Consider the following 13,972-nt stretch of genomic DNA (forward strand, 5'->3'; position numbering starts at 1 on the left):
CTGATCCGGTTGGTCGGATGCGCGGCCCACCGGGCCGTGCGGGTGCTTGGCACCCTTCGCGCGCAGCGGGGGCCGCACGCGCGAAGGGCTCTCTCCTGCTCTCTCTCGGACGATGACGGCCGCCTGCCGGGAGCAGAACACCACGGATACCAGCCCAAACCCCTCCCGCACATCCCTTTCGTCCGGTGTGTCCCATTCTGGCCACCCCTCTCGACCGGCTGTCCGAGAGAGCTGGATGCATGTCCCCACCCCGCTACGGAGGTTCCCATGGTGGTCCAGCGCCCCGCCGAGCCGGTCGGCCGCCCCGGCCGCGACCTGACCGACCCCCCGGCCCCGGCGGCACCGCCGCTGACCGTCCAGGACCTGGTGCCGCACCTGCGCGGACTGGCCCGCGCTCTGCGCGACCAGGACGCCGGACCGCCGGAGCGGGCACGGCACGGGTGAACGCCCCGGTGCCTCCCGCCCCCGTCCACGGGGCGGGCGGCACCGGGGCGCGCGGCCCGGCCCGCGCCGGGCCTGCACCGGCCCCCGCTCCCGTCCTCGAGCGGGAACCGGCGGTCGTGGGGATCAGTCGAAGAGCGTTCCGCCGAACTCCTCGGCCTCGGCCACCGCGTGCGAGCGGGGCTCGGCGGCGCGCCGCGACCCGGCCGGTCGCGCCACCCGGTGCGGTGACCGGCGCGCCCGCGCCGCCGGGACCGCGGCGGCGAAGCGGTCGCTGGTCACGGTGTCCACCCGCAGCGACCCGAACCCCTGGGCCGTGTACTTGCCCGCCCCGGCCAGCTCCAGGAGTTCCAGTAGCGCGGCGAAGGCGTCGGCGTGGTCGCGGTCCCCTCCGGCCAGATCGAGGACGAAGCCGCCCTGCCAGCCCAGGACGGTCCGGTTCTCGGCGTGGCGGTGCTCCGCCAGCCGCAGCTCCTGCCCCTGCAGCGGCGATCGGCGCACCTGCGACAGCCCCTCCAGGACGAGGTCGAGCCAGTGTTCGGCCAGGTCCGGCGGGGCGAACCGCGCGACCGCGCCCACGGCGCCGCTGCCGCCGACGATCCCGCCGCCGGACCGGTGCACCGCGCCGAACAGGCGCCGGGGGTGGGGCCAGATGTGCGGGATGCGCTCCCCGGAGGCGTCGCGGGTGGTCATGACGACGGGGGTGCGGCTGCGCACCTCGGCCGAACGCAGCGCGCAGGGGCCGCGCGGGGCGGTCAGGACCTGCTCGTAGGTGTGGTCGAAGGTCTGGGTGACCGACAGCGGCTCCAGCAGGTGGTCGCCGATGCGCTGGGGCTCCCCCACCAGGTCCGCGGGGTCCACCGGGGGCGGAACGTCGTCGTCCAGCCAGGTCAGGGTCCAGTGGTACAGGTGGTCGCCCAGCGGGACCGGCCAGCCGTTCATCGACCAGCGCTTGGCCGCGGCGTGCTCCTGCGGCGGCTGCGGCCACCAGCGGTTGAGCAGTCCGTGACAGTCCTCGGGCCGGATCGGCCGCGCCGTGTCGGCCAGGTCGCGCAGGATCGCCGTCCACCGCCTCGGCACGGGCAACACCCCTCTCCCCTGCTCGTGCGAGCGGCTGTGCACCGCCCGCGGATCACCGAGGACCACTCTCGGACAGTGGCGCGCCGGGTGTCAGCGCCCCGCCATCTCCAGCAGCCGCAGGACCGTGCGCCAGTTGCGGGCGGTGACCGCCCCGGCCGTGCACCGGGCCACGGCGTCGGGCAGTGCGGCGAAGCGGACGCCGTCCTCGTGGCACGTGTAGACCTCGGTGCCCGTGAACGCCAGGCGCTCGCGCGGGTAGTCCGCCAGGTCCAGGGCGCGCAGGGCCGCGGTGTCGAACGGGGCGGTGGCGAACAGGACCAGGAACCGCGCGGGGTCGGGCACCTCCAGCGAGTTGTCCGCCACCACCGACCGCATCCGCTCGGCGGAGCGCACGACGGTCGGCACGTCCAGGCCGAACCGCTCCCGGATCGCGGCCGAGACCGCCGCGGCGACGGCCTCGCCGTCGTCGGTGTCCGCGTCCAGGACGGCGTTGCCGCTCTGGACGTAGGTGGCCACACCCGTGTACCCGAGCCCGGCGAGCAGGTCGCGCAGGTCAGCCATGGGCAGGCGCCGGTGGCCCCCCACGTTGATCCCGCGCAGCAGCGCGACGTACCGGGTCACCGTCACAGCCTCCGGTACATCACGTGCAGGCCGACGAAGCCCTTGGTCGGGTGCCGGAACGCCTCGGGAACCGTGGTGAGGATCTCGAAGCCCAGCGACCGCCACAGCGCGACGGCGCGCGTGTTGGTCTCCACCACCGCGTTGAACTGCATCGCCCGGAAGCCGTCTGCGCGCGCCTGCTCGACGGTGTGCTCGCACAGGGCGCGACCGATCCCCCGGCCGCTGTGGTCGGGGTGGACCATGAACCCGGCGTTGGCCACGTGCGAGCCCCCGCCGGCCTGGTTGGGGTGGCTCTCGGCGGTGCCGACGACGGTGCCGTCCTCCTCGACGGCGACGAACGTGCGCCCGGGAGGCCGCTTCATCCACGTGTCCCGGGCCCGCTCCTCGTCGATGCCGGGGTCCCAGGTGAAGGTGTCGCCCGCGGCGACGATCCCGCCGAGGAAGGCCCAGATCCCGGGCCAGTCGTCGGAACGCGCGTCTCTGATCTGCATGGCCGCCATCCTGCCGTGCCGCGGGGGCACCGGCAACCGCGATTCGGGCGGTGTCCGTGGCATCCGCCCCGGCCCGTGCACCACAATGGCCTCACCGACCCGTACCGACCATGGAGACCGGAGACACCGTGCCCCGTCTGAGCCACACCTTCGACCTCACCCCGGTGGCCCGCGAGGTGGTCGGGGAGACGGTCGCCGCCGCGTACGAGGTCGCGCGCTCCTGCCGGTTCGACGGCCGGGGCTGGCTGCTGACGCCGGACGAGGAGACCCTCGACCGGCTGGAGGAGCACGCCGCGAGCCTCGGCCTGTCCGACCGCGAGGCCGCCCGGGAGGCGCGCCGCGAGCGCCGGGAGGCCGCCGAGCGCCTGCGGACCGCCACCGATCTGAGCCCCGAGGAGGCCGAGACCCTGCGGGTGCGCTCCTCCGTCCTGGCCCTGCAGCTGCAGTCGGGCCACCACCTCGCGCCGCGCGCGCACTACCACGTGGCCGAACTCACCTCCGAGGGCGTGCCGCTGGAGCCGGTGTACGCGGAACAGGGCTGGAGCGGCACCGGCGTGACCGTTCTCTCCTGGGACGAGCACGCCACGTCGCGGGTGGAGTACGCCATGCCCGACACCGTCGGTTCCGACGAGCCCCCCGTCACCTCGGGAACGGTGACCCACGACGCCGGGGCCGGGCTGCTCACCGCGACCGCCTCGGTCCGGCTGCCCGGCCGCGGCGCCTGGCTGCGCTCGGCCGAGGGCTCGCTCACCGTCGACACCCATGCCTGGTACGCGGCCCTGGCGGGCGAGAGCGGCCCCGGGGCGCCCCCGCCCGCCCGGGTGGAGGCCGCCCACCGCCTGGTCGACATCACCGCCTGGCTGTCGCCCTCCCTCACCCCGGACGGCCGGTGGTCGGTCGAGGCGGTCCTGGACGCGCGCGGCCGCGGGCCGTTCCGGCCGTTCATGGCGATGGTCTTCTGGGCGATCCGGACCTCGTTCCGCCGCGAGGAGAGGGCCGCGGCCAAGCACCCGGACCGGCCGAGCCCGCGCCGGCAGCTGGCCGAGGCGACTCAGGCGTGGGACCGCGTCGCCGCCAACGCCGCGCACCTGCCGGGCTACCTGCGGGAAGTCGCCAAGGCCCTGGCCGCGGCGGGCCCGAAGCCGTGAACCGCCCGCTCCGGCACGCCCCCGTCCGGCCCGCCGGAGCGGCCCCTCACGGAGCGCGCCCCACTCCTGCCCGACTCCCCCGCCCGACCCGTGGAACGGCCCTCCGCGGTACGCGCCCTACCGCTGTTCCGCTCCCCAGCCCGTGAGGGAGCGCACCCGCAGTTCGGTGAAGCGGGCGGAGTCGCGCTCCGGCGAGAGCAGGCTGCCGACGATCGCGCACGCGAACCCGATCGGCACCGCGACCAGCGCCGGGTTCTCCATCGGGAACACCTGGATGTCGATCCAGGCGGGCAGCACCGACAGGCTCTCCCCGGTCACCGGGTCGGTCCGGCCCGACACCACGGGGGAGAACAGCATCAGCAGCAGCGTGGCCGACAGCCCGCCGTAGACCCCCCACTCCACGCCCTGGGTGTTGAACCGCCGCCAGAACATGGTGAGCACGATGACGGGCAGGTTGGCCGCCGCGGCGATGGCGAAGGCCAGGCCGACGAGGAAGGCGACGTTCTGGTTCTGGGCCTGGACCGCCAGCACGATGGCGACCGCCCCGACCAGGCAGGCCGAGAAGCGGGCCACGCCCACCTCCTGCGACTCGCGCGGGCGCCCCCACATGAGGATGTGCCCGAACACGTCGTGCGCGATGGAGGACGACGAGGCGAGCGTGAGGCTGGCGATGACGGCCAGGATGGTCGCCAGGGCCACCGCCGACACCAGCGCGAGCATGACCGCGCCGCCCACCGGTCCGGCGGTCAGCCGTCCCACCTCCTCGGCGAGCAGCGGCACGGCCGTGTTCCCCGAGGCGTCGGCGGCCAGGATGCGCTCGGACCCGACCAGGGCCGCCGCGCCGAAGCCCAGCGCCAGCGTCATGAGGTAGAAGGCGCCGATCATCACGATCGTGCGGTTGACCGAGGCGCGCGCCGAGCGCCCGTCCGGGACGGTGTAGAAGCGGATGAGGATGTGCGGCAGCGCGACCGTGCCCAGGACCAGCGCCAGGCCCAGGCTGATGAGGTCGAGCTTGTTGAACGCCGTCCGCACGGGGTCGCCGGGCACCTCGACGCCCAGGCGCAGGCCGGGCTCCAGGAACGCCGAGCCGTGCCCGCTGGCGTCGGCCGCCGCCCCGAGCAGCGCGCGCGGGTCGAAGGAGAACAGGGCCAGCACCAGGGCGGTCAGCAGCCCGGTGACGGCCAGCAGCAGGATCGCCTTGATGATCTGCAGCCACGTGGCCGCCTTCATCCCGCCGTACATGACGTAGACGATCATCAGGATGCCCACCAGGACGATCGCCCCGGTCCGGGCCTGGTCCGCGCTCATGCCCAGGAACGATCCGCCGTCGTGCAGGCCGAGCAGGACCGCGACCAGCGCGCCCGCGCCGACCATCTGCGCGACGAGGTAGAACACGCACACCGTGACGGTGGAGACGGAGCACGCCAGGCGGACGCGCATCCGGCGCATCCGGAAGGCGGGCAGGTCGGCCATGGTGAACCGGCCGGTGTTGCGCATCAGCTGGGCCATCGGCAGCACGAGCAGCCAGGCGACCAGGAACCCGATGGAGTACAGGAACCCGTCGTAGCCCTGCAGGGAGATCATCCCCGCGATACCCAGGAACGAGGCGGCCGAGAGGTAGTCGCCGGTCAGCGCCAGCCCGTTCTGCGTGCTGGAGAAGCCGCGCCCGCCGGCGAAGTAGTCGACCGCGCCGCGTGAGGTGCGCCGCACACGGATGGAGATGACCAGGGTCACCAGGACGAAGAGGGCGAACAGGGCCAGGGTCCAGGCGTGCGCGGGACCGAACTGGCCGTCCAGGGCGCTGACGAGGGAATCCGTGATCGGTGGGGCCGTGGGGATCATCGCCGGGACACCCGCCCGGTGACGGCGGCCTCGTCGCGGGCCCGGTCACGGATCTCCGCGGCCAGGGGGTCGATCGCGCGCGTGGAGAAACGGCCGAACGCCCACGCCAGCACGAAGGTGAGGAGGAACTGCCCGATTCCCAGGATCAGGGCGACGTTGACGGACTCGGCGACCTGGTAACTCATCAGGTCGCGCGCGTAGGCCGAGAGCAGAAGGTAGGTGAGGTAGCTGAAAAGGAACAATGACACCAGAACGGCGACCTGGAGCGCGAACCTCCGGCGGAGTTTCACGAAGCGCGGATCGACGGACAGGCGCTCCCAGGCGTAGGCGGCGTCGGCCCGTTGTCGGCGCCTGGACGAATCCGACCAGGTCACATCGGCGACGGCGCCCTCCCCCTGGCCGCCACCACGGCTTCTGTAGGTCCCTTCCATGTACTCGACCACAGCTCTCCCCCTGAATCGATTCCCGGATTCCGTCCCCCACGGCCTCCGTCCTGCAACCGGGGCGCACCGAACGGGCGCGGCTTCCCGGATTCCACGAGGCGGTCGCGCGGTCGGACCGCCGTCAATGGAGACAGGCCACACCATAACCATCCGGCCCCGCCGCTGTTCGTCGAATGCGCAAATCGATACGCGCGCCCGCGTTCCGCCGTTCTGCGGGAAACGGGCAAAGAGAACCCGGGGCAAAATACCCGGCACCGCGCCACCCTCCGGCTCCGACGGCCGCGGGGGCGCCCGCACCCTTCCCGATCCCAGGTCACCAGGGGGCGCACGCGCCGCGCGTGGGCCCAACGACCCGCCGTCTTCGCTAGGCTTCGGGGCGACCCCGAACCCATGACGGAATCCCGGACCACCGGGGTGCCGCGTTCGTACACGTGTATGATCAGGGGTCCGCCTGTTCACGCCATACCGAAGGGAAATCCCCGCCGTGGTCACCGAGGTCTTCACGCGCAAGTACTGCGACCCCCACGCCGTCCGCGAGGAGAAGGTCGAGGCGTCTGAGGTCATCCAGTTCGCCTGGGAGGGCGCCATCCGCGAGGTGGACGCCTGCGAGGAGTGCTTCAAGGAGCACCAGGTCCGCACGGAGCCCCTCGTCGACTACTCGCGCCCGGTCAAGAAGCGCCGCGCCACCAAGAAGGCGGCGGCCGACAACGGCGGTGCCGCCTCTGGCGACGGGTCCGCCGACCAGTAGGACCCGGGGCGTGTTCCGCGCACACCCGCCACGCGGGCGGCGTCCGCGGAACACCACACCGGGCGGGTGTCGGCGACACCCCCAGTGGCCGCCGACACCCGCGTTCGCGAGGGCCTCAGCCCTGGCTCATCAGGCGCGCGAACTGTCCGCCGCGCCTGGTCTGCTCGCCCAGACCGGTCTGGAGCGCCTCGGCGACCGGCAGCCGGGCGTGCACGTACGTGCCGCTCTGGGTCTGCACGGAGGCGCCGAAGCGGCGCATGATCCTCAGCATCGCGGTGTTGGCCAGCGTGGTCTCGGCCCGCACCTCGGCCAGCCCCCAGTCCGCGGCGATCACCGTCAGCGCCCGGGTGAGCGCCGTCCCCACCCCGCTCCCCTGCCAGGCGTCCTCCACCAGGAAGGCGATCTCGCCCACGCCCGGGTCGAGCGTGTACATCAGGTGGCCCAGGGCGACCGGCTCCTCCTGCCCCTGGGGGCGCACCGCCAGGGTCAGCCCCCGTTCGGCGTCGCAGAACACCCGCAGCATGCGCGGGCTCAGCTCTCTCATGCCCGCGAGGTAGCGGTTGCGCACAGTCTCACCGGAACAGCGGCGGTGCAGGTCGCGCAGGGCGGGCGCGTCCGCCTCGCGCACCTGGCGCAGCGACAGGCCCAACCCCCGGGTCGTGCGCACGACGCGGTCGGTGGGCACCGGCCCGGCGGAGGGCATGACCGAGCGCACCAGCGCGTCGGCCCGGCTCGACTCGGTCCACGTGAAGGGGCGGGAGGAGCGCACGACCAGGACCCCGCGCAGGGGACCGACCGGCACCAGCATCGAAGTGCCGGGAGCCGTCTCGTCCGCGCTCTCGGCCCGCGTGAGGTTGGTCCAGCGGGCGTCGTCGGCCAGCAGCAGCTCGCCCAGTGCGTCCGGCAGCCGGTTGGGGTGCGCGCGCAGCCGCGCGGTCAGCAGCAGGGCCCGGGTGACGTCGTCGCCGAGTTCGCGCCGCTGGGCGGGAACGGCGGTCACCGTGCCGGTGGGACAGTGCTCGGCCAGCGCGCGGACGGCGTCGGTGTGACTGCCCGGGATGTCGACCACGAACTCGTCGACGACACCGGACACGTCCGTGTGGATGGACAGTCCGACGATGTCGCCGCCACGGGCGGCGAGGACGTCGACGACGCCCGCCAGACCACCGGGGCGGTCCTCCACCGCGGTCCTGATCCGCCATAGAGCCACTGCGACCTCCTGGGAGGAAGGTGCCCCCCGTCGCCACGGCACCACGCTGTACCGCGACGACGGGACGCGCACCGACGTGACTCCAGGATCGGGCCGCCGCGTTTCCGCGGCGTCACCCCCGCGTTGAGTTCGCGCACGGGCTCGGTTACCGGCAGATAAACGCCCGCGGCCGGGGTTCACGACCGGGGTTCACGGCCGGGGCTCGCGGCCGTCACCGCCGCCACGGCGTTCCGGCGACCAGTTCCCCGTCCTTCCACACCGCCGCGACCTGCGGAACCCCCGGCCGGTAGGCCAGGTAGAGGTGGTTGGGCGCGTCCAGCAGCGTCAGGTCGGCGCGGGCCCCCGGCGCCAGGTGGCCGACGTCGGTGCGGCGCAGGGCCCGCGCGCCCCCGGCCGTGGCCGCCCAGACGGCCTCGTCGGGCGTCAGGCCCATGTCGCGCACGGCCACCGCGACGCAGAAGGCGAGGCTGGAGGTGAAGCAGGACCCGGGGTTGCAGTCGCTGGCCAGGGCGACCACGGCCCCGGCGTCGACCAGGGCCCGCGCGTCGGGGTAGGGCTGGCGTGTGGAGAAGTCCACGCCCGGCAGCAGGGTGGCGACCGTGGGCTCGGGGCGCCGCGCGGCCTGGGCCAGGGCGTCGACGTCCGCGGGCGCCAGATAGGTGCAGTGGTCGACCGAGGCGGCCCCCAGCTCCACCGCGAGCCGCACCCCGGGGCCGTGCCCCAGCTGGTTGCCGTGCACGCGCGGCAGCAACCCGCGGGAGGTCCCGGCGGTCAGGACGCGCCGCGAGGCCTCCTCGTCGAAGGCACCGCGCTCGCAGAAGACGTCGATCCACCGGGCGTGGGGCGCGCACGCGTCCAGCATGGGCCCGGTGACCAGGTCGACGTAGCCCTGCGGGTCGTCGGCGTACTCGGGGGCGACCACGTGCGCGCCCAGGAAGGTGACCTCGTCGGTGACCCGGGCGGCCACGGCCAGGCTGCGCTGCTCGTCGGCGACGGTGAGGCCGTACCCGGACTTGACCTCCAGAGTGGTCGTGCCCTGGGCGGCGGCCTCGCGCACGAGGCGCCGGGCGCCGTCGAGCAGCTCGGCGTCGGAGGCCCCGCGCGTGGCGGCCACGGTCGTGCGGATGCCCCCGGCCGAGTAGGGGCGCCCGCTCATCCGGGCGGCGAACTCGCGACTGCGGTCACCGGCGAAGACGATGTGCGAGTGGCTGTCGACGAACCCCGGCAGGACGCACCGCCCGGCGGCGTCGATCCGGGCGTCGGCGGCGGGCGCCCGGCCGGAGGGCCCGGCCCAGGCGATCCGGCCGTCCTCGATCACCAGCGCCGCGTCCTCGATCTCGCCGACCGAGCCCCGGCCCAGCGCTGGGTCGTTGGTGACGAGGGTGCCGATGTCGTCGACGAGGATCGTCGAGGGCAGGTCGCTCATCGCAGTAGCTCCTTGATCGCCGTGTCGAGTTCGCGGGCGGTGTCGGGCACCGCCGTGTGGACGCCGTCGCGGACGGTCCACCGGCCGTCGGCCATGACGTGGCGCACGTCCGCGGCGGTGGCCGCGTAGAGCACCGCGTCCGTGCAGTGGGCGGGGTCGGCCCCGGCCAGGCGCACGCCGTCCAGGGCGACGTTGACCAGGTCGGCGCGGGCGCCCGGGGCGAGGGTGCCCGCGTCCGGCCAGCCCAGGCAGGCGTGTCCCTGGACGGTGGCCGCGCGCAGCAGGGTGCCGGTGCCCAGGACGCCGCGCCGGTGGGTGCGCAGCCGCTCGTGCAGTTCCACGCCCCTGGCCTCGGCGAACACGTCCAGCTGCGCGTGCTGGTCGGTGCCTAGGCTCAGCGGTGCCGGGACCAGGTCGCCGGTGCGGGGCAGTCCGTCGGCGAGGTCGCGTTCGGTGGTGGGGCACAGGCACACGGTCGCGCCGGACCGGCGTACGGCGGCGACGTCGTCGTCGGTCAGGTGGGTGGCGTGCACCAGGGTGGTGCGCGCGGTCAGGGCGCCGGCGTCGGCGAGCAGGGCGGTGGGTGTCCGGCCGTAGGCGGCCAGGCAGGCCGAGTTCTCCGCGGGCTGCTCGGACACGTGCACGTGCAGCGGCAGGTCGTGCTCCTCGGCGAAGGCGGCCACGCCCGGCAGGCGGTCGGCGGGGACCGCGCGCACCGAGTGGGCGGCGGCGCCGGGCCGTGCGTGGGCGTCGGCCAGGTCCAGGGCCGCCACGCGCTCGGCCCAGGCCTCCACCGAGCCGTCCCCGAACCGCAGCTGGGGCCCGGCGAGCGGCAGGTGCTCACCGCGGGCGTCCAGGCCCCCCGACAGGTAGCACACGTCCAGCAGGGTGAGGCGGACCCCGGCGTCGGCCGCCGCCGCGACCAGGGCGCGGCCCATGGCGTTGGGGTCGTCGTAGCGGGCGCCGCCGGCCCCGTGGTGCAGGTAGTGGAACTCGCCCACGCAGGTCACCCCGGACAACGCCATCTCGGCGTAGGCGGCCCGGGCCAGCCGGAGGTAGCGGTCGGGGTCGAGCCGGTCGGCGGCGCGGTACATCACCTCGCGCCAGGTCCAGAACGACCCGGAGCCGGTGTGCGTGCGCCCGCGCAGGGCGCGGTGGAAGGCGTGCGAGTGGGCGTTGGCCAGGCCCGGCAGGGTCAGTCCGGAGAGGTGGTCCGCGTCCGGGGGGCGCGGGGCGCCGGACTCGACGCGGGCCAGGCGGCCGTCGGCGCCGGTCTCCAGCAGGACGCCGTGCTCGGGGGCGCCGCCGCCGGAACCGGTCCAGGCCCACTCGCACCACAGGCGGCGGGCGGCGGTCACGGCGGTCACGGCGCCACCGCCCCGGCGGGCCGGGCGAGCAGGTCCTGGAGGACGTCGGCCAGGGCGGTGACGCCCGCGTGGCAGTCGTCGGGCCGGGCCCACTCCTCGGGCGAGTGCGACACCCCGGTGGGGTTGCGCACGTAGAGCATCGCGGTGGGCACGTGCGCCGCGAGCACCCCCGCGTCGTGCCCCGCGCCGGTGGGGAGCACAGGCACCCCGGTGTCGGTGGAGGGTGGCAGGCCGTCCCCCCGCGCGCCTCCGGCACCGACCACCGCGGCCAGCCGGTCGCGCAGCCCGTGGGAGAACGACACCAGCGGGGTGCGGGACTCGTTGGTCATCGCCAGACCGACACCGTGCTCGCGGGCCGCCTCCTCCGCGGCCCCGCGCACGCCCTCGACCACGGCGCCCAGCGCCTCCTCGTCGGCGGCGCGGGCGTCCAGCCAGGCACGCACCAGCGAGGGGATGGCGTTGGTGCCGTTGGGGGTGATGAGGGCCTTGGCGACGGTGGCGCGGGCGTCGTGCGCCTCGGCCAGCGCCCTGGCGGCCAGGACCGCGTGCGCGAACGGGAGCATCGGGTCGCCGCGGTCGGCCAGGCGGGTGGTCCCGGCGTGGTCGGCGCGGCCGGTGAAGTCCATCCGCCACCGCCCGTGCGGCCAGATCGAGCTGGCCACCCCCACCGGGTGGGGGGTGTCGGCCAGGGAGCGGCCCTGTTCCACGTGCAGTTCGACGAACACGTCGAGCAGGCCGAGGGTGTCGGGGTCACCGCCGAGGCCCTGCGGGTCGAGCCCGGCGTCGGCCATCGCCCGCTCCCACGTCACACCGGCGGCGTCGGTGAGGCTCCGGGCCCGTTCGGGCGCGATCTCCCCGGTGGCCAGGCGGCTGCCCAGGCAGGGCACACCGAACCGGCCGCCCTCCTCCTCGACGAACACGGCCAGGGCCAGCGGGCGCGCGGGGGTGACGCCGCGGCGGCGCAGCTCGTCGACGGCGGCCAGGGCCGAGGCCACACCGAGCGGGCCGTCGAAGGCGCCGCCGTCGGGCACGCTGTCCAGGTGCGAACCGGTGGCCACGGCGCCGGGACCGGGGACGCCCCACCAGGCCCACAGGTTGCCGTTGCGGTCGGTGCGCACGTCCAGGCCGCGGGCGGCGGCCGCCTCGGTGAACCAGGCGCGTGCCTCGGCGTCGGCGCCCGTCCAGGAGAAGCGGTGGTAGCCGCCGCTGTCGGCGTCGCGGCCCACGGGGGCGAGGTCGGCCCAGAGGCGGTCGAACGCCCCGGAGTCGGGGACCGGGGGCGGTGTGCTCACATGTGCTCCATGATCAGGTGCTCGGGCGCCCGTAGGACGGGCTCTTCAGCTCTTCCGGTGTGTCCGCTCGTTCCTCACGAACCCACCTCCAGACCCTCCAGAACCCGTCGGCGCCCTCGCCCTACCCTTCCGGGCCTCCGGCCAAGGCACCCGCAGAACGGGCTCTTCGGTCCTTCCGGTCGGTCTCGTGTCAGTCGCCCTCGCGCATGGGGACGCGGATGCCGTGCGCCTCGGCCACGCGCTCGGCCTCCTCGTAACCGGCGTCCACGTGCCGGATCACGCCCATGGCGGGGTCGTTGGTCAGCACCCGCTCCAGTTTCGCCGCGGCCAGCTCGGTGCCGTCGGCGACGCTGACCTGCCCCGCGTGCAGGGAGCGGCCCATCCCGACCCCGCCGCCGTGGTGGATCGACACCCACGACGCCCCGGAGGAGGTGTTGACCAGGGCGTTGAGCAGCGGCCAGTCAGCGATCGCGTCCGAACCGTCCTTCATCGCCTCGGTCTCCCGGTAGGGCGAGGCCACCGAACCGGTGTCCAGGTGGTCGCGGCCGATCGCCAGCGGCGCGGAGATCTCCCCCGACGCGACGAGTTCGTTGAAGCGCTCGCCCGCGGCGGCCCGCTCGCCCTGGCCCAGCCAGCAGATACGTGCGGGCAGCCCCTGGAAGGCGACCCGCTCCCCCGCCATGCGGATCCACCGGGCGAGGTGGTCGTTGTCGGGGAACAGGTCCAGGACGGCCCGGTCGGTGCGCGCGATGTCGGCGGGGTCGCCGGACAGCGCCGCCCACCGGAACGGGCCCTTGCCCTCGCAGAACAGGGGGCGGATGTAGGCGGGCACGAAGCCGGGGAAGTCGAAGGCGCGCGAGTAGCCGCCCTCGCGGGCCTCGTCGCGGATGGAGTTGCCGTAGTCGAAGACCTCCGCTCCCCCGTCCTGGAAGCCCACCATCGCTTCCACGTGCGCGGCCATGGACGCGCGGGCCCGCCGGGTGAAGTCCTCGGGATCGGCGGCGGCCAGCGCCTTCCAGTCGTCGAAGGCGACCCCCGCGGGCAGGTAGGCCAGGGGGTCGTGGGCCGAGGTCTGGTCGGTGACGATGTCGATCGGCGCGGAGCGGGCGAGCAGGTCGGGGAAGACCTCGGCCGCGTTGCCCAGGACGCCGATGGACAGGGCGCGCCGCTCGTCGCGGGCCTTGGCGGCGAGCTCCAGCGCGTGGTCCACGCTGTCGGCCCGCACGTCCAGGTAGCGGTGCTCGATCCGCCGGTCGATGCGGCTGGAGTCGCACTCCACGACGATCGCCACGCCGCCGTTCATGGTGACGGCCAGCGGCTGGGCCCCGCCCATGCCGCCCAGGCCCGCGGTGAGCGTGATCGTCCCGGCCAGGCTGCCCCCGAACCTCTTGGCCGCCACCGCGGCGAAGGTCTCGTAGGTGCCCTGGAGGATGCCCTGCGTACCGATGTAGATCCACGACCCGGCGGTCATCTGCCCGTACATGGTCAGCCCCTGGGCCTCCAGGCGGCGGAACTCCGGCCAGTTCGCCCAGTCCCCCACGAGGTTGCTGTTGGCGATGAGCACGCGCGGCGCCCACTCGTGGGTGCGCATGATCCCGACCGGGCGCCCCGACTGCACGAGCAGGGTCTCGTCGCCCTCCAGGTCGCGCAGGGAGGCGGTGATCCGGTCGAAGCTGCGCCAGTCCCGGGCGGCCTTGCCGGTGCCGCCGTAGACGACCAGGTCCTCGGGGTGCTCGGCCACCTCGGGGTCGAGGTTGTTGTGGAACATGCGCAGGGCGGCCTCCTGCGGCCATCCCTTGGCCGACAGGGCCGTGCCGCGGGCGGCGCGGACGGTACGCGGGGTGCTCATGGGCGTCTCCTGGG

The 13,972-nt window shown here is 74.7% G+C and carries 13 protein-coding genes; 3 read left to right on the forward strand and 10 right to left on the reverse strand.

The genetic code is table 11. From position 1 onward, the window contains the following. Positions 1–267 precede the first annotated feature (267 nt). On the forward strand, positions 268–444 hold the full coding sequence (locus ADL05_RS31025; RefSeq protein ID WP_197285709.1) for a hypothetical protein: 177 nt from the start codon (positions 268–270) through the stop codon (positions 442–444). A 123-nt stretch (positions 445–567) separates the two neighbouring features. Here the strand turns inward: ADL05_RS31025 and ADL05_RS06450 are convergent, their stop codons facing one another. The 3 genes from ADL05_RS06450 to ADL05_RS06460 form a co-directional block, all read right to left on the reverse strand. Further along, complete coding sequence (locus ADL05_RS06450; RefSeq protein ID WP_197285710.1) at positions 568–1,530, reverse strand: CRISPR system precrRNA processing endoribonuclease RAMP protein Cas6; 963 nt, start codon at positions 1,528–1,530, stop codon at positions 568–570. A gap of 81 nt (positions 1,531–1,611) precedes the next feature. Continuing rightward, positions 1,612–2,142, reverse strand: coding sequence for a DUF1697 domain-containing protein (locus ADL05_RS06455; protein WP_053615944.1), 531 nt, complete (start codon positions 2,140–2,142; stop codon positions 1,612–1,614). A gap of 2 nt (positions 2,143–2,144) precedes the next feature. Then, on the reverse strand, positions 2,145–2,633 hold the full coding sequence (locus ADL05_RS06460) for a GNAT family N-acetyltransferase (protein WP_082376155.1): 489 nt from the start codon (positions 2,631–2,633) through the stop codon (positions 2,145–2,147). 110 nt (positions 2,634–2,743) lie between these two features. Here ADL05_RS06460 and ADL05_RS06465 point away from each other — a divergent pair, with 110 nt between their 5' ends. After that, entirely contained in the window at positions 2,744–3,781 is a 1,038-nt protein-coding gene (locus tag ADL05_RS06465; protein WP_231640632.1) for a hypothetical protein, read from the forward strand. Between the two features lie 117 nt (positions 3,782–3,898). Here ADL05_RS06465 and ADL05_RS06470 read toward each other — a convergent pair whose 3' ends face one another. Continuing rightward, positions 3,899–5,623, reverse strand: a complete 1,725-nt coding sequence (locus ADL05_RS06470) for a cation acetate symporter (protein WP_053615946.1) — start codon at positions 5,621–5,623, stop codon at positions 3,899–3,901. Continuing rightward, on the reverse strand, positions 5,620–6,066 hold the full coding sequence (locus tag ADL05_RS06475) for a DUF485 domain-containing protein (RefSeq protein WP_053615947.1): 447 nt from the start codon (positions 6,064–6,066) through the stop codon (positions 5,620–5,622). The genes ADL05_RS06470 and ADL05_RS06475 overlap by 4 nt, the downstream gene beginning before the upstream one ends. A 484-nt stretch (positions 6,067–6,550) precedes the next feature. Between ADL05_RS06475 and ADL05_RS06480 the strand changes: the two genes are divergently transcribed. Further along, positions 6,551–6,814 carry a hypothetical protein gene (locus ADL05_RS06480; RefSeq protein WP_053615948.1) on the forward strand — a complete coding sequence of 88 codons (264 nt, stop codon included), beginning with the start codon at positions 6,551–6,553 and terminating at the stop codon, positions 6,812–6,814. A gap of 115 nt (positions 6,815–6,929) precedes the next feature. Here the strand turns inward: ADL05_RS06480 and ADL05_RS06485 are convergent, their stop codons facing one another. The 5 genes from ADL05_RS06485 to hutU form a co-directional block, all read right to left on the reverse strand. After that, positions 6,930–8,024, reverse strand: a complete 1,095-nt coding sequence (locus ADL05_RS06485) for a GNAT family N-acetyltransferase (protein ID WP_053615949.1) — start codon at positions 8,022–8,024, stop codon at positions 6,930–6,932. Between the two features lie 211 nt (positions 8,025–8,235). Next, on the reverse strand, positions 8,236–9,450 hold the full coding sequence (hutI, locus tag ADL05_RS06490; RefSeq protein WP_053615950.1) for an imidazolonepropionase: 1,215 nt from the start codon (positions 9,448–9,450) through the stop codon (positions 8,236–8,238). After that, positions 9,447–10,808: a formimidoylglutamate deiminase gene (locus tag ADL05_RS06495; protein ID WP_082376165.1), complete on the reverse strand. Its 1,362-nt coding sequence runs from the start codon at positions 10,806–10,808 to the stop codon at positions 9,447–9,449. The genes hutI and ADL05_RS06495 overlap by 4 nt, the downstream gene beginning before the upstream one ends. A gap of 5 nt (positions 10,809–10,813) precedes the next feature. Beyond that, on the reverse strand, positions 10,814–12,109 hold the full coding sequence (locus tag ADL05_RS06500) for an allantoate amidohydrolase (RefSeq protein WP_053615952.1): 1,296 nt from the start codon (positions 12,107–12,109) through the stop codon (positions 10,814–10,816). Between the two features lie 190 nt (positions 12,110–12,299). Beyond that, positions 12,300–13,958, reverse strand: a complete 1,659-nt coding sequence (gene hutU / locus ADL05_RS06505; RefSeq protein WP_053615953.1) for a urocanate hydratase — start codon at positions 13,956–13,958, stop codon at positions 12,300–12,302. Positions 13,959–13,972: the final 14 nt, after the last annotated feature.

Source organism: Nocardiopsis sp. NRRL B-16309 (assembly GCF_001279585.1).
Lineage (GTDB): Bacteria > Actinomycetota > Actinomycetes > Streptosporangiales > Streptosporangiaceae > Nocardiopsis.

Excerpts from the sequence above, each read along its gene's own strand:
- ADL05_RS31025 (WP_197285709.1), top strand. The coding sequence starts at position 268 with ATGGTGGTCCAGCGCCCCGCCGAGCCGGTCGGCCGCCCCGGCCGCGAC.
- ADL05_RS06460 (WP_082376155.1), bottom strand. The coding sequence starts at position 2,633 with ATGCAGATCAGAGACGCGCGTTCCGACGACTGGCCCGGGATCTGGGCC.
- ADL05_RS06465 (WP_231640632.1), top strand. The coding sequence starts at position 2,744 with ATGGAGACCGGAGACACCGTGCCCCGTCTGAGCCACACCTTCGACCTC.
- ADL05_RS06470 (WP_053615946.1), bottom strand. The coding sequence starts at position 5,623 with ATGATCCCCACGGCCCCACCGATCACGGATTCCCTCGTCAGCGCCCTG.
- hutI (WP_053615950.1), bottom strand. The coding sequence starts at position 9,450 with ATGAGCGACCTGCCCTCGACGATCCTCGTCGACGACATCGGCACCCTC.
- hutU (WP_053615953.1), bottom strand. The coding sequence starts at position 13,958 with ATGAGCACCCCGCGTACCGTCCGCGCCGCCCGCGGCACGGCCCTGTCG.